Origin of the sequence: Kaistia sp. UC242_56, from assembly GCF_044452255.1 — a bacterium.
Classification (GTDB): domain Bacteria; phylum Pseudomonadota; class Alphaproteobacteria; order Rhizobiales; family Kaistiaceae; genus Kaistia; species Kaistia defluvii_A.
This window is the reverse complement of record NZ_JBIOAN010000002.1, coordinates 3,365,436-3,383,164: the sequence shown is the minus strand read 5'-3', so window position 1 is coordinate 3,383,164 and position 17,729 is coordinate 3,365,436. Positions and strand designations below refer to the sequence as shown.

Genomic DNA, 17,729 nt, shown 5'->3' with positions numbered 1-17,729 from the left:
GGCATCGTGCTCTCGCCCTTGAGCGCCCGGCGCGGGGAGGCTAAACCCATTCCAGACCGATGGAGTTAGTGAATGGCCGAAACTGCCACTGAAGCGGCGCCTGTCGTCGTCACCGCAGCGATCCTCGTCATCGGCGACGAGATCCTTTCGGGGCGGACCAAGGACAAGAACATCGGCTACATCGCCGAATACTGCACCCAGATCGGCGTCGACATCCGCGAAGTGCGGATCGTGCCGGATATCGAGGATGAAATCGTCGCCGCGGTCAACGCGCTGCGCGCCCGCTATGACCACGTCTTCTCGACCGGTGGCATCGGGCCGACGCATGACGATATCACCGCGGATTCGATGGCCAAGGCCTTTGGCGTGACGATCGACCATGATCCGCGCGCCGTCGCCATCCTGACCGACCATTATGCGACCGGCCAGTTGAACGAAGCGCGGATGCGCATGGCGCGCATTCCCGCCGGCGCCGACCTGATCCTGAACAAGGTATCGAAGGCGCCCGGCTTCACGCTCGGCAATGTGCATGTGATGGCCGGCGTGCCGTCGATCATGCAGGCGATGTTCGACGAGGTGGCCGCCAAGATCCCGACGGGCGCCAGGATGCTGTCACGCACCGTGCCGGTCGGCATGGGCGAGGGCCGCATCGCCAAGCAGCTCGGCGAGATCCAGCTCGATTATCCCGATGTCTCGATCGGCAGCTATCCGAAGATGCTCGACGGATCCTTCGCCACCGACATCGTGCTGCGCTCGCGCGACGAAGCCCGGCTCGACGAGGCCGCCCGTGCCGTCGAGGCGATGGTGGCCGCCTTGATGCAGGCGAATGGCTGACATGACCGGAATTTCTGTGGATCGCCCGATGTGCGGATTGCCAGGCGCGGGGCCGCATCCCAAGGGTTCGCCTTCCAACACGCGCAGGAGACTTTGATGGTGGACGCTCGCAGCGACAAGGCGTTTCCCGTATCCTGGGACCAGTTCCACCGGGATGCGCGGGCGCTGACCTGGCGCCTCTCCGGCGACCAGAAATGGCAGGCCATCGTCTGCGTGACCCGCGGCGGCCTGGTGCCGGCGGCGATCGTGGCGCGTGAGCTTGGCATTCGCATGATCGAGACGATCTGCGTCGCCTCCTACCAGAACTACAAAGAACAGGGCGAGTTGAAGGTCCTGAAGCCGGTCAGCCAGGAGATCGTCGATCTCGGTGGCGGCGAGGGCGCCGGCGTGCTCGTGATCGACGATCTCGTCGATACCGGCCGTACCGCCCGGCTCGTGCGCGAGATGCTGCCCAAGGCGCATTACGCGACGCTCTATTCCAAGCCGATGGGGCGCCCGCTCGTCGACACCTTCATCACCGAAGTGTCACAGGATACGTGGATCTATTTCCCCTGGGACATGGGTCTCACCTTCCAACCGCCGATCGTCGGCTAGAAGCGCGACCGGTCGCGTCTTCTTCACGCGAACTGCACGCCCTTCGTTCGAACACGCTCAGGAGACAGCGAAATGACCGATCAGAACCCGCCCGTCGACGACGAAGATTTCGAGGCTTTTGCCGAGGAATATGAGGAACATCGCGACGCCCTCTACGACCTGATCTCGGACTATGCCGACGACAAGCAGCTCGATGACGGCCTGCTCGCCGCGATGGTGCTCGATCTCGCCGTCTCGCTGCGCATGATCGCCTATGCCAACAGCGTCGAGAAGCCTTCGGTCAGCGGCCTGAAGATGGAGCTCGATCGCTTCAACAAGGACGCCGAGGAACACGCCCGTTCGGCCAAGCAGGACGCCGAGGACTTCATCGCCGAGGTCAAGGCTTCGCGCGAAGAGGGCGGCGAGCCCAACGCCTGATCGGCGCTGACCTCGCGGAATATCAAGGCGGCGGCTCCTTTCGGGGCCGCCGCCTTTTCTTTTTGCGGGTTAGCCGCGCGTCACCATGGCGATCCCGATGGCGATCGGAACGATCCCCAGGCAATCGACGAGGCTGACCGGCTCGCGAAAGATCAACCAGCCGAAGAAGAGGCCGAGCGGGGGCATCAGGAAATGCAGCGACGAGGCTTCCGTCGCCGTCTTCTTCTGCAGCAGGCGGAACCAGAGCAGGTAGCCGCCGATCGAGGCGGCGATCACCAGATAGCTCCAGCCGCCGATGAGCGCGGGCGTCAGGCGTATATCGCCGAGGCTTTCGGTCGCGAGCGCAACGGGCAGCAGCAGGATGCCCGCCGCGAGCGACTGGATCGCCGTGCCGGTCCAAAGGTCGCCGCCGGGCTTCAGCTTCTTGAACAAGATGGTGCCGGCGACCAGCGCGACCAGGCCGGCCAGGACCAGAAGCGTGCCGTGTCCGTCCTCGATGCCGCCCGAGAGCCGCGAGCGCAGCAGGATGGCGACACCGAGCATGCCAAGCAGCAGCCCGCCCAGCTTGAGCGCCGAGAGCTTTTCGCCCAGCACCGGCGCCGCGACCAGCGCGGTGAGCAGCGGATTGGCGCTGATCAGCACGGCCGTGAAGGCGGAGGATACAGTCGCCATGCCGGAATAGCTGAGGCCGAGATAGAGCGCGCTGTTGAAGGCGCCGAGAATGGCCCAGCTCGCGACCTTGCGCCGATCCAGCCGCTCGAGGCGGCCGGCGATCTTGGCCAAGAGGAGCAGGATCACCCCGGCGGCCAGGAAGCGACTCGAGAGCAGGATCAGCGGCGGACAGTCTGGCAGCGCGAATTTCGCCGCCGCGAAAGCCGAGCTCCAGATCAGGCAGAACAGCGCGATCAGCCCGAGATCGGCCAGGCTGTTGCCATGCTCGACACGGGCCCTGGGCGTTGCTGCTCTCATTGCCACTCGATCCGTCATTTCCGCCTGCCTGCTGTTTCAACATCCGGCCGGAGCCGGGCAAGGCATGGAATAGGCGCTTGGCGCAGCATTTGGAAATTCAATGTTCGGATGTTATGCATTCGATAATCGAATGCCTGCTCCGAGGTGCGCCATTTTCGATCTCGATCTCCTGAAAACCTTTGTCTCGGTCGTCGATGCCGGGGGCTTCACCCGTGCCGGCGAGCGGGTGCACCGGACGCAGTCGACGATCAGCCAGCAGATCCGCAAGCTCGAGGATCTCGCGGGAACGCAACTCCTGCTTCGCGAGGGAAGGGGCGTGACGCTCACGCGCGAAGGCGAGCGCCTGGTCGGCTACGCCCGCCGCATCCTCGCGCTGTCAGAGGAGGCGCGCAGCGTCGTCGGCGCGTCGCTGGCGTCGGAGCATGTCCGCCTCGGCCTGACCGAGGATTTCGCGGTTGCGGAACTGACCGGGTTGGTGGCGGAATTCGCGCGGCTCCGCCCGGAATGCCGGCTCGACGTGCGATGCGACCTTTCCGTGGAACTGGAGCGCGGGCTGGGACGCGGCGATCTCGATATCGTGCTGATGAAGCGCGACGCCGGCGGCGGTCCCGCCGAAGGCGTCTGGCCGGAGCGGCTCGTCTGGGTCGGCGCACGCGATCTCGATTGGAAGCGCGCCGATCCGGTGCCGCTGATCGCCTTTCCGCAGGGCTGCCGCTATCGCGACCGCGCCGTGCATGCGCTGGAATCGTCCGGGCGGCGCTGGCGGGTGGCCTATGAATGCGCCAGCCTGATCGGCATCGAGGCGGCGATCGCAGGCGGCCTCGGCGTCGCGCTGGTCGAGGCGCGGGCGGTCCGCCCGGCCTATGCGGTGCTGTCGGGCGAGGGCTTTCCGTCCGTGCCCCCGACCGAACTCGCGCTGCGGGTGGCATCGGGCGCGCGCCGTCCCGTCCGGGACCTGGCCGACCTCGTCATCGCCTTTTGCGAAAGGGAAGGCCTTGCGCGCGCCGCTTGAGGTCGCCTAGCCGGCGAGGGCGCCGGCTTCGGCCGTCAGGGTGAGGCCGATCGCCTTGCCCGCGCCGTCGATCGCGCTGAATACTTCGGAGCCGCCGACGCTTTCCCTGTTCCACGAGGTGATCGCGCCGGCGCGGATATGTAGGTGCATGTCGGGCTGCATGGCATTCAGGAAGCCATGGCTGAACGAAACGCTGGTCAGCGTGCCGGTCCAGCGGTGCACGACGCCGGTCTTCACGGCCTGGAGCGTGACCGGCTTGCCGGCGGCTTCTGCGGCCTTGAGCGGACCGTCGGCGGGCTCATCGCCCGGACCGGGGCGGGCGGCGGCCGGGGCGGCGTCGAGCGGCGTGCGCGCAAGGCCATCGAGCGCCGCATCGAAGCCCTCCAGCCCGTCGAGCGCGGTGAGCTTGGCGATCGTATTGCCCTCGGCATCAAGGATTTCGAGGAAGGGCAGGACGTTCTTCATCACCATCTGGTCGGTGACGATCTGGGCGATGGCGGCGAGTTCGAGCCGCGTCTCGCGGCCGGGTCCGCGGAGCACGGCGTAGCCATCCTCCAGCGTGGCGGTATCGATCGCGCCGATGCCTTCCAGCAAGGCGCCGTCCGCGCGCACGCCGAGAATGAGATTGCCGATGGCCGGCACGCGGCTCAGGACAGCAAAAGGTTCCACCGCCAGGGCTTGGCGATGCGAAACGGGATCGGTCATGGGAGCACCCTCTATGGCTCGTCTTCCAAAGCTTGGGCGAGCCGTCGTGGTGCCACGATTCCCCCGCGCCGATGTAGCAGCGGGAGGGAGGGGATTTGAAGGTCTAATGTTGGGCTGGGTCGTATCGCCGCCCTCGCGATCGCAGGCGGCCCTGCCGGTCCTATCGCCGGAGGCGACCCGTCAGCGCCACGAGCTCATGCTGGCGATGCGTGTTCGTCTTGGAAAAGATGGACTTCAGATGGGTCCGCACCGTGTGCAGCGACAGGCCGTTCGCCTCCGCAAAGGCGCTGAGGCTGTCGCCGCGTTCCAGCGCCAGCACCAGCCGGATCTCGGCCTGAGTCAGCCGGAAGTCGGAAACCAGCCGCCTGCGCGCCTGGTCGACGGAATCGGCCTTGCCGTAGGGGCGCAGCACGACCAGGAAACTGGCGGCTGAGGGGAAGAGCACGCCCACGCCGGTCGTGTCGGGAAGAGGGCCGGCGATCGGCAGGATCGAGATCGTCATCGGCGTCTCGGGATGGTTGAGGACGAGGTCGTCGGGAGGCGGTTGATAGCGCAGCCCGTCGCCGCGGTGACGCAGCCGTTCCAGAAACAGCGCCTGAACCTCGGGCAATCCGAAACGCAGCAGGTCGCCGCTGCCGATGGCAACCGCATCGTTGCGGCCGAGGATGTCGGCCAGCGCCTGGTTCGACGCGATGACCTTGCCGCTGGCCGTGACGATCAGGGCGGGAGTTTCGAGCGCATGCAGCAAGGAAACGTCCCCTCGAAAGCGTGGCGTCGCCTGCGCGAGCACTCGGTTTATGTCCAGCGATTGACGCATTCGCCCGCCGATCCCTTGCAGGATCGACCCGACAAAGCTGTGCATCTCCTGCCCGAATCTCCCATCGTAATGCGCCGCGAGTACGGCCGCGCGGCTTCCCTCCTTGATCAGGGATATGCCGGTGGCGCTATCCATCTGTCCTTCGGGGCGTGCCAGGTCATGGTAGAACTCCGTCTTGCGGAACTCTTCTGGGGGCAGCAGGTGGTCGGACCATACGGGGCGCTTGACGGTGGAGCGGATCATCAAATCGCGCCAGGGCGATATCCGGACATAGTAGTCGGCGTAGTTGCGTAGCGTGCTGTCCATGAAGCCGCTGCTGTGGATCGTCAGGGACTTGGATGCTTCATGGTCGAGGACCTGAAAGGTGACCTTCGAATCCAGTGTCTTCTGGCGAAGCAGGTCGATGAAGTCGGCCCAGCGCCCCGGCTCGAGCGCGGCTGCGTCCGCGACCTCGCCAAGCTCGGAGAGTGCCTTCGTCAGATAGGATCTGCGTCTGTGCATGCGCGCCTCGCCGCAACCCTAGGGTATTTTGTTCCGCACTTGAAGATATGCCCGTAGAGATCGGCATCTTTCACACCGACGACTGAAATGGGCCGCGTAAGACAGTAGGGGGTGCCTGTCTCGTCGTGACCTTGAGGAACCTTACATCGGCGGGCCGCGTTTGCTTGCCGATTGGGATTGGCAACGCGCCGGCCCCACGTGGAGGAGATCTCCCATGAGACTTCGAATTCTACTCGCAACGACCCTCTTTGCTTCCGCCCTGATCGGCGTGGTGCCCGCGGTCTCCGCGCAGGGCGTCATCATCGACGAGGGCGGTGTCCGGGTCGTGCCGCAGCAGGGCCGCGGCTATGACCGCTACGACCGGCAGGATCGCCAGGACAGTTACGATCGCGGAATCGGCCCGCGCGATGCGCGTCGCATCGCACGCGGCGCTGGCATGGCCGATGTGAACAGCGTTGGCCGACGCGGCCGCGCCTGGATCGTCGACGGCGAGGATTATCGCGGTCGGGACATCCGCGTCACCATCAGCGCCCGCAGCGGCGAAGTGATGGACGTCCAGCGCTACCGTCGCTGATACGTTTCCTCAGATGCGAAAGGGGTCCAGCCCGAAAGGCTGGGCCCCTTTTGTATCCGCCTTGTTGGGGCTCGGTGCCCGCGCCGTGCCGCGGTGATAGGCGGGTCGAGGATAGCTGCGCTTCCATTGCCTGCCTGCATCTCCGCCCAAATCCTTACGGCGCCTTTTCATGTCGCATTGCGGGACTGGAAGCCTTTGCCCGTTGTCGATAGTGTATCTTCAGTCTTGGAAGCATCGGCGCCGCTGCATTCGTGTCGTCGCGGCCAGTTTGAAATTAGTTCGAATGTAGTTTCGTTTTAGCGCAGAGATATCGCATGGAAGAGCTGTTCTCCGGTCAGTCTTACCGGGTATGGGCGGATTTGCAGAACGATGGGCCGGCGGTGGTCTGCTTTGATCCCTGGTACAACCGCCAGGATCCGGACCGTCCCGCGTTTGGCCTGCGCTATTTCTCGACCAACAACATCAATGTCGTGGCCGTGAAATCCCATGGCAATCACTGGTACCAGCATGCCGAGATGGATGAGGTCGTTGACCGCATCAACCAGCGGCTGGGCAGTCGGCAGCGCGTCGGCTACGGCTCGAGCATGGGCGGCTATGGCGCGCTCAATTTCTCCGAGCGCCTGTCGCTCGACCGCGTGCTGCTGTTCGCACCGCAATTCTCGGCCGATATCCGCACCGTGCCGTGGGAGCGGCGCTGGCAAAGCGAGCAGGATACGCTGGCCTGCCGGTATGATGCCGTGGCGCAGATCGCCCCGGTCGGCGGCTACATCTTTTTCGACCCCCACAATCGCAACGACCAACGGCATGCCGATCTGATCCGGCAGCGCCATCCTTTGACGCCCATCAAGATGCCGTTCTCGGGCCATCATGCGCTCGACTGGTTCAGCCAGAACCGGACCATCAGCGCGCTGATCCGGTCGCTGGTGTTCGACGGCACCCGCGAGCGAGAGGCAATTCGCGCCCGGCGGCAGGATCGGGCCAAGGTCGCGACCTACTGGCTCAATCTCTCGGCGCATCTGCGGGCCAAGGGACGGATGGGACCGGCGCTGCAGGCGGCCCGGCAGGGGGCGGCCTGCGAAAAGGGCGACCTGATCTTCGCGCGCCACACCTATGCCATGTGCCTCTACGCCACTGGCGAGACGGAGGCCGCCAGCGCCATCTGGCAGGCGGCGCTCGCCAATCCCGAGGAAACAAACCGCCAGCGTTGGCTGCTCCGCCAGTCGATCGCCGATCATGGCTGGGAAGAACTCCGCAGCGCCTTTTTGGAGCCAGCGGCATCGGCCTAGGCCAGCCCCGCGATGCCAGAGCGAATGCTAGAGAAGCGACACGCTCGGGGTAGGGCCGGGTGTCGGCCTCTCCGGGTTTTGCGGCGTTCGCGACACGATTTTGCACAGCCGCGTTGCGAGTTGTGCAATTCCCCTATCCAGCACGCCGCCAAGATGGCAGAAAGCCGCCGCTGCGGGCGTGGCGAAACTGGTAGACGCAAGGGACTTAAAATCCCTCGACCTCGGTCATGCGGGTTCGATCCCCGCCGCCCGCACCAGCGCCGGAAAACCTAGATGTCGATGCCGTCTTCCGGGTGGTCGGCGCGGATTTCCGCGACCGCGCGCATCAGGATTTCCACGACGCGGTGCTGCTCGATCGAGCTTGCGCTGATCTTCGAGGCGATCGCCGCCTTCAAGGCGCGCCGTGCGTCGTTCATTTCGGGAATGACGCCGGGAATGTCGCGATCGGGCCGGTCGTCGCGCAAGGCGGCCTCGCCGCGCCCGAACCATTCCCGCGCCTGCGCGATGCGGCGGCCGATCCGGTCTAGATGGTCGAGGATCACGTCGACCGCGAGCCGGTTCTCCGCCAGATAGGCCGTGCCCATCGGCGAGATGGAATAGACCTTCTTGTTGCCCTGGCTGCTCGCCGTCGCGTGGCCCGCCTCCTCGAGATAGTTGAGGGTCGGATAGATCACGCCCGGGCTCGGGCTGTAGCTGCCGCTGGTCAGTTCCTCGATGGCCTTGATGATGTCGTAGCCATGACGGGGCAGATCCGCGAGCAGCGAGAGCACCACCAGGCGCAGATCGCCATCGGCGACCATGCGGCCGACACGGAATCCGTCGCCGCCCCTTCCGCCCAGCGGCGCGCGGCCTGAGACCGGGCTTTCGGGGCTGTCGCCGCGGCGGGCCATCGACAACAGGCCACGGCCCTGGGCGGCGCGCGGATCTCCCGGAGGGGTATGAGGCAAGATCGCTCCGATATATCGTAAGATACAAAATCGCTAAATCGATCGCGCTTTCGCGTCAAGATATATCTTACGACATGTCGCGGCGCAGCCGCAGGCGAGGCGGCGGTCACGCTGACCTCGCTTCTGTGTCGCTCGTCATTGTATGTTGACGCGCCGTTCGGATGATGCGCGGCCCGACTGACCCCGTAGCAGAGCGAACCAGCGCCTATGGACATGCCGACTGCCATTCCCAGCCCTGCCACGCAGGCGATTCCGCTCGACGAGAAGCGCTGGCGAAAGACGCTGTTCGGCATGCTGCTCGATTCGCGCGCCCGCTTCGGCGGCAAGCGCGAGGTGATCGAGGACAATCAGCGCAAGCCCATGACCTTCGATCGCGTCGTCATCGGCGCGCAGGTGCTGGGCCGGGTCTTTGCGGCGAAGACGAAGCGCGGCGAGCGGGTCGGCCTGCTGCTGCCCAACGTCGCCACTGTGGCGCCGGCCTTTTTCGGCCTGGTGGCGTTTGGCCGGGTGCCGGCCATGCTCAACTTTTCCGCCGGGCCGAAGAACCTGCTCGTCGCCTGCAAGGCGGCCGACATCAAGCATGTGATTTCCTCGCGCCGCTTCATCGCCGAGGGCAAGCTGGAAGAACTCGTCGCGGCGCTGCAGGCGCATGTCGAGATCCTGTGGCTCGAGGACATCGGCAAGACCGTCAGCAAGTTCGACAAGCTGCGCGGGGTCGTCTCGTCCTGGCTGGCGCGTCCGCTGCATGCGCTTTCCCGTGTCAAGCCGGACGACATCGCCGTCCTGCTGTTCACCTCCGGCTCGGAGGGAGCGCCGAAGGGCGTGGCCCTGACGCATGCCAACGTGCTCGCCAATGTCGAGCAGTTCCTGCGGACGCTGGAGCTGAAATCGGACGATTCGCTGTTCAATCCGCTGCCGGTGTTCCATTCCTTCGGCATGACGGTCGGCCTGATCGCGCCGTTCGCGATCGGCATGCGCGTGTTCTTCTATCCGACGCCGCTGCACTACAAGCAGATCCCGGCGCTGGTGCGCGATAGCGGCTCGACCATCCTGATCGGTACCGATACCTTCGCGGCCGGCTGGGCGCGCATGGCCGAGCCCGAGGATTTCGCCAAGCTGCGGCTTGTGGTGCTCGGCGCCGAGAAGATCAAGCCGGCGACCCGCACGCTCTGGCGCGACCGCTTCGGCATCGAGCTGTTCGAGGGCTACGGCGCGACCGAGGCGGCGCCCGTCGTCTCTGCCAATACGCCGCTCTATCATCGCGACGGCACGGTCGGCCGGTTGCTGCCGGGCATGTCCTATCGGATCGAACCGGTGCCGGGCCTCGAGGAAGGTGGTCGCTTCTGGATCAAGGGGCCGAACGTCATGCTCGGCTACATGCGCGAAAGCGCGCCGGGCGTCCTGGAGAAGACCCCGGATGGCTGGCACGACACCGGCGATATCGTCACGCTCGATTCGGACGGCTACATCACCATTCGCGGCCGCGCCAAGCGCTTTGCCAAGATCGGCGGCGAGATGATCTCGCTGGCGGCGGTCGAAGCCTATGCGGCGCAGGTCTGGCCGGACAATATCCACGCCGCCGTCTCGGTGCCGGACGAGCGCAAGGGCGAGCAGATCGTGCTGGTGACCGACCGGGTCGAGGCGGACCGCAATGCGCTGATCGCTTCCGCCAAGCTGCATGGCGTGCCGGAAATCATGGTGCCGAAGCGGATCGTCACCATCGAAGCGCTGCCGATGCTGGCGACGGGCAAGACGGACTATCTGGCGATCGCGGCGTTGGCGCGGGGATAGGGTTTGCGTGCATGATGCGCGGGAACGGGAAGGCGCTTGTGCCGGAGGTTCGTTGCGCATCGTGGCGATGACGGCGTCCGCGCCTTTCGAAACTGCGTCCTACCCCAGCGGATCGAGCCGATCCGGCATGTTGCGACCAAAGCGGACATGATGAACAGCAACACCGAGCGCATTCGAAGCGGGATCGACGCGATCCTCGACCGGCTTCGATCGATAGGCTGGGTTGCGCTGGTCGTGTTCTGCGCCGCTGAACTCGGCATTCTGACCCGGCCACTCGGATTCGTCGCGGCCTTCTGGCCTGCCAATGCCATCCTGCTTGGCCTCTTCGTCATTCGTCCGGCCTTCTCGGACGTCTATGGCTGGCTGGCGGCGGTGGCGGCGTTTCTCTTTGCCGGCTATCTGAGCGGTGATGAATTCGCCACCAGCCTGTGGCTGACGGCCGCCAACATACTGGGCGTCGCGAGCGGCGTGCTCCTGTTCCGACGCCTTGGGGCGGAGGATCGGGCGCTCCGCCATCCCCTGTCGGTGCTGCGCATGCTGCTGATCTGCGTCGCCGCCGCCGGCACTTCGGCCGTGGTGGGTTGCCTGATCGCGCCTGTCCTGTCGAATTTCTCGATCCGCACCGGCATCGCCTTCTGGTTCACCACCGAGCTCAGCAACTACGTCATCATCCTGCCGGTTCTGCTGACCCTGCCGGCGGTGTGGGACCTGGAGAAGCTCGCCACTTCACTGGTCAACTTCGAGCCCGATGCCAAGACGACGATGCCCATGGCGGCGCTCTGCCTCTCGGTGGTGGGGTCCGTCGCCATTGGCGGGCCGGGCGCGATCGCGTTTCCGGTGCCCGCGCTGCTCTGGTGTTCGCTCACCTACGGATTGTTCCCGACGACCCTGCTGGTGATGATCACGAGCCTCGCCATGCTGGCGGCGGAGTCGGCCGATCTCTACGTCCTGATGCCCTCCGACGATCTGCTCGACAGCAAGACTTCCTTCCGCCTCGGCCTGACCCTGCTGGCGATGGGGCCGCTGACGGTCGCGACCATCTCGGTCATGCAAAGGAAACTGCTGGCCCGTCTCGATCGCGCCGTCAGCATGGACGGCCTGACCGACATCCTGGCGCGTCGCGCCTATCTCGAGCGCAGCGCCGTGCTGCTCGCCAAGCCGCGTGCCAATCTCTTTTCCGGCGTTGCCGTGCTGATGATCGACATCGACCACTTCAAGCGGGTCAATGACCAGCATGGCCATGCGGCGGGCGACGCGGTCCTGATCGCGGTGACCGATGCGATCGCCGGCGAGCTTCGGCGCCACGATCTGTTCGGCCGGGTCGGCGGCGAGGAGTTTGCGATCACCCTGCCGGACATTCCCTGCGACGACGCCGTCGCCATGGCAGAGCGGCTGCGCCATACGGTGGAGCGCTTGTCCGTGTCTGCCGGCGGGACCGATATCCGGGTCAGCATTTCGATCGGCGTCGTGCACCGCGTGCGCCATCCGGCGGGCGGCGTGATCGAGATGCTGCCGCTCGCCGACGCCGCGCTCTACCAGGCGAAGGCGATGGGGCGGAACCGGATCGTCCTCTTTGCGGCGCCGAGCCGGACCAGCCCGGCAACGCTCTAGGACGACCGCCAGCCATAGATCCAGTCGTAACGCTGCAGAAGCCTCCGGCCGCCCAGCGCCGTCATGGCGAGGTCGCGGGCGGTCGCCATCGGGCCGCCCAGATGATAGATCTGCCCGGCCTGGCGGGCCGTCTTCCAGACCCGCATCACCCGGGGGCGGCGCTGCGCCTGGTAGCGTTGCAGCGCGTCGGGGACGGGCGCATTGGACAGTTCGCGCGCTATCACGTCTGCATCCTCGATCGCCATCGCTGCGCCTTGCGCCAGGAAGGGCAGCATGGCGTGCGCGGCATCGCCGATCAGCGCGATCCGGCCATCGACCCAGGTGCCGGTCGGGGCCACTTCCGTCAGGCACCAGCGCGTCCATTGCAGGTCGAGCTCGGTCAGCCGGCTGATGTAGCGCGTGCTGTCGCGATCGAAGCGCTGGCGCAGAACCTCGGCGGCGCCCGGGCCGCTCCAGCTATCGTCGCCCCAGTCTTCCTCGATCACGACGATGATGTTGATCAGGCGGGCGCTGCGCAGCGGATAGATGACGACATGGGCATCGCGGCTCAGCAGCACAGTGGTGCGCTCATGCGGCAGGTCGCGCGGCGCGATCCCGACGGGAATGGTCGATCGCCAGGCCGTGCGGCCGTTCGGCCGGGGCGGCGAGGCGCCATCGACAGCCTGCTTCAGTTTGGAGCGTACGCCGTCGGCCACGATCATGGCGTCGAAATCGAGCGTCTCGTCGCCCACCGACAGCGTGGCGCTGTCGCGCGTCTGGCGCACCGACGTCGCCTCGGCGCCGAGCCGCAATTCGATCCGCGGCTCCGCCTGGACGGCTTCGAGCAGGATGGCTTGAAGATCGGCGCGATGCAGCAGCCGGTAGGGCGCGCCATAGGCCCGGCGGGCGCTCTCGCCCAGCGGCAGGCTGACGATCGGCTCGCCGGTCCGGCCCGAGCGCATGTCGATCGCCTCGGGCAGCACCGCTGCGCGATCCAGCGCTTCGGTCAGGTCCAGCGATTCCAGGATGCGCCCGGCATTGGGCGAGATCTGCAGTCCCGCGCCGACTTCCGACAATTGCGGCGCACGCTCGATCACGGTCGAGGCGATGCCCCGTCGCGCCAGCGCGAGGGCTGTGGTCAGGCCCGCGATGCCCGCGCCTGCAATTCCGACGCGGATCGACGTCATGCCCCGGGTCCGTTACGCCGCGATCGGATCGATGAACAGGTGGCCGGGCGGCGACGTCTCCGTGCCGTGCAGGCGGGGATTGAAGCGATAGAGGGTCGAGCAGTAGGAGCAGACCTTCTCGTGGTCGTCGCCCATGTCGATGAAGATGTGCGGATGGTCGAAGGGCGGCTTGGCGCCGACGCACATGAATTCCTTGACGCCGATCTCGATCGTCACGACACCGGAATCGTTATGGAAATGCGGAATCACATGTGCGGCCATGGCGCGGGTCCGTCGGTTCGAAGCAACAATTTCGCGGACCATAGCGTTGTGATCGCGCTATGAACAGACCGGGCTCACTTCCGGCGCGGCGACACCTTGGCGCGGCCGCAACCATCCTTCATAAGTGCGCCGCAGACATCCTCGGGTTCCCCTCATGCAAAGCTTCCTTTCGAACGGCTACTCCATCGCTTATCTCGATGAGGGCAAGGGGCCGCCGATCCTGCTTATCCACGGTTTCGGATCGAGCGCGCGGGTCAACTGGGTCAATCCCGGCTGGGTCGACACGCTGGTTAAGGCCGGGCGCCGGGTCATCGCCTTCGACAATCGCGGCCATGGTCACAGCGACAAGCCGCATGACGTGGGCGCCTACCGGGTCGCCGCCATGGCGGAGGACGCGCGCAACCTGCTGCAGCATCTGGGGATCGCCCGCGCCGACGTGATGGGCTACTCCATGGGCGCGCGCATCGCGGCCTTCCTGGCGCTCGGACATCCCGAGATGGTGAAGTCGATGATCCTGGGCGGCCTCGGCTACGGCATCGTCACCGGCATCGGCCCCTGGGGCCCGGTCGTCGATGCGCTGGAGACGGAAGAGCCGGACAGCATCGCGGATCCGATCGGCCAGATGTTCCGTAAGTTCGCCGACCAGACCAAGAGCGACCGCGTGGCGCTCGCCGCCTGCATGAAGGCGACGCGCCAGGCGATCTCGGCCGACGACCTCGCCACGCTGCGTCTGCCGGTGATGATCGCCGTCGGCGAACGCGACGAATTGGCCGGCTCCGCCGCCGACCTCGCCGAGATCATCCCGAATGCCGAGGTGCTGGATATTCCGAAGCGCGACCACATGCTGGCCGTCGGCGACAAGGTCTACAAGGCCGGCGTGCTGGCATTTCTGGAGAAGAATGGCCTGCGTTCCGCCTGAGCCAAACGCCTGTTCGGACAACGGGTTGGCGGCGTCGGTGCAGAGGATGATTCAAGCCGCGGGGCCCGTTGCAGGACGCGCTTGAGCGGCGGACAGTACCGTATTGGCTGTGCCGATGATTTGATTTCCGTTGCTTTTTCGCGTCCGGCCGATATGTCTCTCCCCCCGTCCGGAGCGCGCATCGCCGGCGCGGGTCGTGAGCAATATCTACTCACGGATGTCTGTTTTGCGGCATTTGGCCCCCATGTTAGGGTGCTGCCTGGAAATGGCTGCAGAGATGGATGGCAGCAAGGAGACGTCAATGTCGGCCGTCAATTCCCGCCTCGTCGGCGAGGGTCTCGCCAGCTTCGATCCGCTCTGGTCCGCCATGCGGGTGCAGGCCGAAGAAATCATGCGCGCCGAGCCGGCCCTCGCGAGCTTCATCTACGCGACGGTTCTGAACCATGATCGTCTGGAAGACGCGGTCGCGCACCGCATCGCCGAACGGCTGCATCATCGCGATCTCTCGGCCGAGTTCATCCGCCAGGCCTTTGCCGAGGCGTTCGCCTCCGAGCCGGACATCACCAAGGCCGTGCGCGTCGATATCCAGGCCGTGCTCGACCGCGACCCGGCCTGCAACCGGGCCATCGAGCCGATCCTCTATTTCAAGGGCTTTCACGCGATCGAGACCCATCGCCTGGCCAACTGGCTGTGGCGGCAGGGCCGGCGCGACTTCGCCTATTACCTGCAGAGCCGGGCGTCGTCCGTGTTCCAGGTGGACATCAATCCGGCCGTGCCGATGGGCAAGGGGATCTTCCTCGACCACGCTACCGGCCTCGTCGTCGGCGAGACCGCGGTGATCGAGGACGACGTCTCGATCCTCCAGGGCGTGACGCTCGGTGGCACCGGCAAGGAGACGGGCAACCGTCATCCCAAGGTGCGTCACGGCGTGTTGCTTGGCGCCGGCGCCAAGATCCTCGGCAATATCGAGATCGGCCATTGCTCGCGGGTTGCGGCCGGTTCCGTCGTGCTGCACGCTGTGCCGCCCAACACGACGGTGGCGGGCGTGCCGGCCAAGGTGGTCGGCAAGGCGCCCTGTGCCGAGCCGTCGCGGATGATGGACCAGATCGTGCCGGATCAGGCATAGTCGACATAGTTTCGTGGGTTGTAGCGGCGTCGCTCGGGGCGATGTCGCGACGGGCCTTGGCGCTTGCTGCGTCGGGGTGGCACCCGGTCTTTTCCCCGAACCTCAGGAGATCAAATTGGATCGAAAAGAGATCCAGAAGCTCGAGAGCTTCTTTCACCGCCGCTTCAACATGAAGGGCATCACCATTCGTCCGCGCCCCCGCAAGGACGACACCGCGGAAGTCTATTTCGGCGATGAATTCGTCGGCGTCCTGTTCCGGGACGACGAGGAGGGCGAACTCTCCTACAACTTCACGATGGCCATCCTCGACATCGACCTCGAGGAAGCCTGAGACGAAGCGCCTGAGGCGCCTCGTCGATCGACACTGAGGTTCCATGATTGGCGCTGGTTCAACCCAGCCGCCGGTCGTGGGCACCGCCAGAAGCGGCGACCCTTGCGTCCCCGCCCGCCGGTCCGGCGCGGAGCGCGACTCGCCCCGCAGCCTTGGATCGGATCCCCTTATGCCCCTGCACGCGCTCGACGGAATCTGGCCGGACGTTCCCGCCGCAGACCGGTTCTGGGTCGCCCCGGACGCGCGCGTGATCGGCAAGGTCACGCTCGGCGACGAGGTCGGCATCTGGTTCGGCGCCGTGCTGCGCGGAGACAATGAGCGCATCACCATCGGTGCGCGCAGCAATGTCCAGGAACATTGCGTCCTCCACACCGACATGGGCTATCCGCTGACGATCGGCGAGGGCTGCACCATCGGCCACCGCGCCATCCTGCATGGCTGCGTGATCGGCGAGAACAGCCTGGTCGGCATGGGCGCCACCATCATGAATGGCGCCAGGATCGGCGCGAACTGCGTCATCGGCGCCGGCGCGCTGGTGCCCGAAGGCAAGGAAATCCCGGATGGCTCTCTGGTCGTCGGCGTGCCGGCCAAGGTGATCCGTGCGCTGGACGAGGCAGCCATCATCAAGCTGCAGGGCGCTGCGACGCACTATGTCGCCAACTGGCGCCGCTACGCCGCCGGCTTCGAATAGCGGTCTCGTGACCCGAGCCACAAGAAAAGCCCGCCGGTCCGGCGGGCTTTGTATTTCGCAGGGCCGGAGCTCAGTTGCATTCCTGTCCCGGCTCCACAGGCCGCTTGACCTGCTGGCTCAGCACGAACGGGTTGTCGACATTGACGTTGCCGCGCAATTTGTAGCGGCAGACCCATTGCGTTCCCTGATGACCGTCGATCTCGCAGGTGGCGCGACCGCAGCCGAGATACTCGGTGTCTTTCCAGACCACCTGGGTGAAGTGGCCGTTGACCCTCGCACAATTCCGGGTGAATCCCCCGACGAAGACCGGATTGTTGAAGTCGTAATTGTCGATTTCACAATACCAGCTCTGGTCGAACGCATCCTGATCCGAGAGCGCCGGCAGGACGGGGTTGCCGTTCTGGATGTAATAGGCATTGGCCAGGTTCTCGCCGGTGTCTGGGGCGATGTTGGGGTCATGGGCTCCGACAATGCATTTGCTCGCATAAGTCTGCGCCGCCTTGGCAATGGACTCACACCATTTGAGCTTCGGGACGCAATGTTGCGCCCGCCGATCATTGTGCGCCTTGAGCATGTCGCTCCATTCGGAGGGCACTTCGTCGCCGCCGTCCGGGCAATCGACAACCTTTTCAGGTTCTCCCGCTTTGACCTTGATCTGGTCGAAGGTGTCGCAGACCAGGCCGATCGCATTCACATGCTTACCGTAACGAATGCGGGCGCCGACAACGGCTTCGCCGGTCGGACACATCTCGAAGATGCTCGGAAAGTAAGGCGAGGTGTTGCCAAGGTCCAGATTGTGTCGCGCGGTGCTGGTGGTCGAGACGCACTCAAAGACGAAGCTGCGGATCTGGCGTTCACCCCCGGTCATCGTCAGTCCGACGCCGTGAATGACGAAGCCGGGCAGGCATGTTCCGCTGGATTCGCCACCACCCGTCCCCGCCACGTGCCGGCAGCACGTCTTTCGCAAGGCCCGTTGCACCCGTGGTCGGGTCCACAGGCGCGCAGGTGAGGGCGATCTGATCCACCCATGCGCCGGAGCGAAGGCGAAGACCGACGAGTATCGTCCCTGAGGGGCAACTGTCGGTAACATCATGGTCGCCCACGCCGCCAAAGGGCGGGAAAGCTACGAAGGCTCGAGCTTCGCCTGCATAAAGGATGAGACTGAAGAGCGAGAAAG

Annotated in this window: 19 protein-coding genes and 1 tRNA gene; 13 read left to right on the top strand and 7 right to left on the bottom strand. The window is 65.6% G+C overall.

Annotated features, from left to right (window positions below; all coding sequences use genetic code 11):
- Window positions 1-72: 72 nt before the first annotated feature.
- The 3 genes from ACHMWQ_RS18675 (at window position 73) to ACHMWQ_RS18665 (ending at window position 1,845) form a co-directional block, all read left to right on the top strand.
- Complete coding sequence (locus tag ACHMWQ_RS18675) at window positions 73-834, top strand: competence/damage-inducible protein A (RefSeq protein WP_396308604.1); 762 nt, start codon at window positions 73-75, stop codon at window positions 832-834.
- Window positions 835-930: 96 nt separating this feature from the next.
- Window positions 931-1,428 (top strand): xanthine phosphoribosyltransferase, encoded by a 498-nt coding sequence (gpt, locus tag ACHMWQ_RS18670; protein WP_354550153.1) that lies wholly within the window; start codon window positions 931-933, stop codon window positions 1,426-1,428.
- Between the two features lie 72 nt (window positions 1,429-1,500).
- The gene (locus ACHMWQ_RS18665; protein WP_396308603.1) at window positions 1,501-1,845 is read left to right on the top strand and encodes a hypothetical protein; all 345 of its coding nucleotides are present in this window, start codon (window positions 1,501-1,503) and stop codon (window positions 1,843-1,845) included.
- 69 nt (window positions 1,846-1,914) lie between these two features.
- Here ACHMWQ_RS18665 and ACHMWQ_RS18660 read toward each other — a convergent pair whose 3' ends face one another.
- The gene (locus ACHMWQ_RS18660; RefSeq protein ID WP_396308602.1) at window positions 1,915-2,814 is read right to left on the bottom strand and encodes a DMT family transporter; all 900 of its coding nucleotides are present in this window, start codon (window positions 2,812-2,814) and stop codon (window positions 1,915-1,917) included.
- 130 nt (window positions 2,815-2,944) lie between these two features.
- On the opposite strand from ACHMWQ_RS18660, the gene ACHMWQ_RS18655 reads away from it, so the two are divergent.
- Window positions 2,945-3,826 (top strand): LysR substrate-binding domain-containing protein, encoded by an 882-nt coding sequence (locus ACHMWQ_RS18655; RefSeq protein ID WP_396308601.1) that lies wholly within the window; start codon window positions 2,945-2,947, stop codon window positions 3,824-3,826.
- 6 nt (window positions 3,827-3,832) lie between these two features.
- On the opposite strand, the gene ACHMWQ_RS18650 is transcribed toward ACHMWQ_RS18655, so the two are convergent.
- Both ACHMWQ_RS18650 and ACHMWQ_RS18645 read right to left on the bottom strand, forming a co-directional pair.
- Entirely contained in the window at window positions 3,833-4,531 is a 699-nt protein-coding gene (locus ACHMWQ_RS18650) for a hypothetical protein (RefSeq protein ID WP_396308600.1), read from the bottom strand.
- A 160-nt stretch (window positions 4,532-4,691) separates the two neighbouring features.
- The gene (locus ACHMWQ_RS18645; protein WP_396308599.1) at window positions 4,692-5,654 is read right to left on the bottom strand and encodes a helix-turn-helix transcriptional regulator; all 963 of its coding nucleotides are present in this window, start codon (window positions 5,652-5,654) and stop codon (window positions 4,692-4,694) included.
- Between the two features lie 409 nt (window positions 5,655-6,063).
- Between ACHMWQ_RS18645 and ACHMWQ_RS18640 the strand changes: the two genes are divergently transcribed.
- The 3 genes from ACHMWQ_RS18640 (at window position 6,064) to ACHMWQ_RS18630 (ending at window position 7,966) form a co-directional block, all read left to right on the top strand.
- Complete coding sequence (locus ACHMWQ_RS18640) at window positions 6,064-6,423, top strand: PepSY domain-containing protein (protein ID WP_396308598.1); 360 nt, start codon at window positions 6,064-6,066, stop codon at window positions 6,421-6,423.
- Between the two features lie 314 nt (window positions 6,424-6,737).
- Window positions 6,738-7,709, top strand: a complete 972-nt coding sequence (locus ACHMWQ_RS18635; protein WP_396308597.1) for a hypothetical protein — start codon at window positions 6,738-6,740, stop codon at window positions 7,707-7,709.
- 172 nt (window positions 7,710-7,881) lie between these two features.
- Window positions 7,882-7,966: transfer RNA gene (locus ACHMWQ_RS18630), tRNA-Leu, on the top strand.
- Between the two features lie 12 nt (window positions 7,967-7,978).
- Here ACHMWQ_RS18630 and ACHMWQ_RS18625 read toward each other — a convergent pair.
- A complete protein-coding gene (locus tag ACHMWQ_RS18625) occupies window positions 7,979-8,656 on the bottom strand; it encodes a PadR family transcriptional regulator (protein WP_396308596.1) in 678 nt (225 codons plus the stop codon).
- A 207-nt stretch (window positions 8,657-8,863) separates the two neighbouring features.
- On the opposite strand from ACHMWQ_RS18625, the gene ACHMWQ_RS18620 reads away from it, so the two are divergent.
- Both ACHMWQ_RS18620 and ACHMWQ_RS18615 read left to right on the top strand, forming a co-directional pair.
- A complete protein-coding gene (locus ACHMWQ_RS18620; protein ID WP_396308595.1) occupies window positions 8,864-10,447 on the top strand; it encodes an AMP-binding protein in 1,584 nt (527 codons plus the stop codon).
- Window positions 10,448-10,594: 147 nt separating this feature from the next.
- Complete coding sequence (locus ACHMWQ_RS18615; RefSeq protein WP_396308594.1) at window positions 10,595-12,058, top strand: diguanylate cyclase; 1,464 nt, start codon at window positions 10,595-10,597, stop codon at window positions 12,056-12,058.
- Here the strand turns inward: ACHMWQ_RS18615 and ACHMWQ_RS18610 are convergent.
- Both ACHMWQ_RS18610 and ACHMWQ_RS18605 read right to left on the bottom strand, forming a co-directional pair.
- Window positions 12,055-13,224, bottom strand: coding sequence for an FAD-dependent monooxygenase (locus ACHMWQ_RS18610; protein ID WP_396308593.1), 1,170 nt, complete (start codon window positions 13,222-13,224; stop codon window positions 12,055-12,057). The genes ACHMWQ_RS18615 and ACHMWQ_RS18610 overlap by 4 nt on opposite strands.
- A gap of 12 nt (window positions 13,225-13,236) precedes the next feature.
- Window positions 13,237-13,485 (bottom strand): zinc-finger domain-containing protein, encoded by a 249-nt coding sequence (locus ACHMWQ_RS18605; RefSeq protein ID WP_354550131.1) that lies wholly within the window; start codon window positions 13,483-13,485, stop codon window positions 13,237-13,239.
- Window positions 13,486-13,639: 154 nt separating this feature from the next.
- Between ACHMWQ_RS18605 and ACHMWQ_RS18600 the strand changes: the two genes are divergently transcribed.
- The 4 genes from ACHMWQ_RS18600 to ACHMWQ_RS18585 all read left to right on the top strand — a co-directional run bounded on the left by ACHMWQ_RS18600 (window position 13,640) and on the right by ACHMWQ_RS18585 (window position 16,552).
- Window positions 13,640-14,404: an alpha/beta fold hydrolase gene (locus ACHMWQ_RS18600; RefSeq protein WP_396308592.1), complete on the top strand. Its 765-nt coding sequence runs from the start codon at window positions 13,640-13,642 to the stop codon at window positions 14,402-14,404.
- Between the two features lie 301 nt (window positions 14,405-14,705).
- On the top strand, window positions 14,706-15,530 hold the full coding sequence (gene cysE / locus ACHMWQ_RS18595) for a serine O-acetyltransferase (protein WP_354550127.1): 825 nt from the start codon (window positions 14,706-14,708) through the stop codon (window positions 15,528-15,530).
- A gap of 115 nt (window positions 15,531-15,645) precedes the next feature.
- A complete protein-coding gene (locus ACHMWQ_RS18590) occupies window positions 15,646-15,861 on the top strand; it encodes a DUF3126 family protein (protein WP_354550125.1) in 216 nt (71 codons plus the stop codon).
- A 169-nt stretch (window positions 15,862-16,030) separates the two neighbouring features.
- Complete coding sequence (locus ACHMWQ_RS18585; RefSeq protein WP_396308591.1) at window positions 16,031-16,552, top strand: gamma carbonic anhydrase family protein; 522 nt, start codon at window positions 16,031-16,033, stop codon at window positions 16,550-16,552.
- Window positions 16,553-16,622: 70 nt separating this feature from the next.
- Here the strand turns inward: ACHMWQ_RS18585 and ACHMWQ_RS18580 are convergent, their stop codons facing one another.
- Window positions 16,623-17,495, bottom strand: a complete 873-nt coding sequence (locus ACHMWQ_RS18580) for a CAP family protein (RefSeq protein WP_396308590.1) — start codon at window positions 17,493-17,495, stop codon at window positions 16,623-16,625.
- Between the last annotated feature and the right edge of the window lie 234 nt (window positions 17,496-17,729).

What these genes read in the sequence shown, in the direction of transcription:
- ACHMWQ_RS18675 (WP_396308604.1), top strand. Translation starts at nt 73, where the DNA reads ATGGCCGAAACTGCCACTGAAGCGGCGCCTGTCGTCGTCACCGCAGCG.
- gpt (WP_354550153.1), top strand. Translation starts at nt 931, where the DNA reads ATGGTGGACGCTCGCAGCGACAAGGCGTTTCCCGTATCCTGGGACCAG.
- ACHMWQ_RS18665 (WP_396308603.1), top strand. Translation starts at nt 1,501, where the DNA reads ATGACCGATCAGAACCCGCCCGTCGACGACGAAGATTTCGAGGCTTTT.
- ACHMWQ_RS18660 (WP_396308602.1), bottom strand. Translation starts at nt 2,814, where the DNA reads ATGAGAGCAGCAACGCCCAGGGCCCGTGTCGAGCATGGCAACAGCCTG.
- ACHMWQ_RS18655 (WP_396308601.1), top strand. Translation starts at nt 2,945, where the DNA reads ATGCCTGCTCCGAGGTGCGCCATTTTCGATCTCGATCTCCTGAAAACC.
- ACHMWQ_RS18650 (WP_396308600.1), bottom strand. Translation starts at nt 4,531, where the DNA reads ATGACCGATCCCGTTTCGCATCGCCAAGCCCTGGCGGTGGAACCTTTT.
- ACHMWQ_RS18645 (WP_396308599.1), bottom strand. Translation starts at nt 5,654, where the DNA reads ATGGACAGCACGCTACGCAACTACGCCGACTACTATGTCCGGATATCG.
- ACHMWQ_RS18640 (WP_396308598.1), top strand. Translation starts at nt 6,064, where the DNA reads ATGAGACTTCGAATTCTACTCGCAACGACCCTCTTTGCTTCCGCCCTG.
- ACHMWQ_RS18635 (WP_396308597.1), top strand. Translation starts at nt 6,738, where the DNA reads ATGGAAGAGCTGTTCTCCGGTCAGTCTTACCGGGTATGGGCGGATTTG.
- ACHMWQ_RS18620 (WP_396308595.1), top strand. Translation starts at nt 8,864, where the DNA reads ATGGACATGCCGACTGCCATTCCCAGCCCTGCCACGCAGGCGATTCCG.
- ACHMWQ_RS18615 (WP_396308594.1), top strand. Translation starts at nt 10,595, where the DNA reads ATGATGAACAGCAACACCGAGCGCATTCGAAGCGGGATCGACGCGATC.
- ACHMWQ_RS18610 (WP_396308593.1), bottom strand. Translation starts at nt 13,224, where the DNA reads ATGACGTCGATCCGCGTCGGAATTGCAGGCGCGGGCATCGCGGGCCTG.
- ACHMWQ_RS18605 (WP_354550131.1), bottom strand. Translation starts at nt 13,485, where the DNA reads ATGGCCGCACATGTGATTCCGCATTTCCATAACGATTCCGGTGTCGTG.
- ACHMWQ_RS18600 (WP_396308592.1), top strand. Translation starts at nt 13,640, where the DNA reads ATGCAAAGCTTCCTTTCGAACGGCTACTCCATCGCTTATCTCGATGAG.
- cysE (WP_354550127.1), top strand. Translation starts at nt 14,706, where the DNA reads ATGTCGGCCGTCAATTCCCGCCTCGTCGGCGAGGGTCTCGCCAGCTTC.
- ACHMWQ_RS18585 (WP_396308591.1), top strand. Translation starts at nt 16,031, where the DNA reads ATGCCCCTGCACGCGCTCGACGGAATCTGGCCGGACGTTCCCGCCGCA.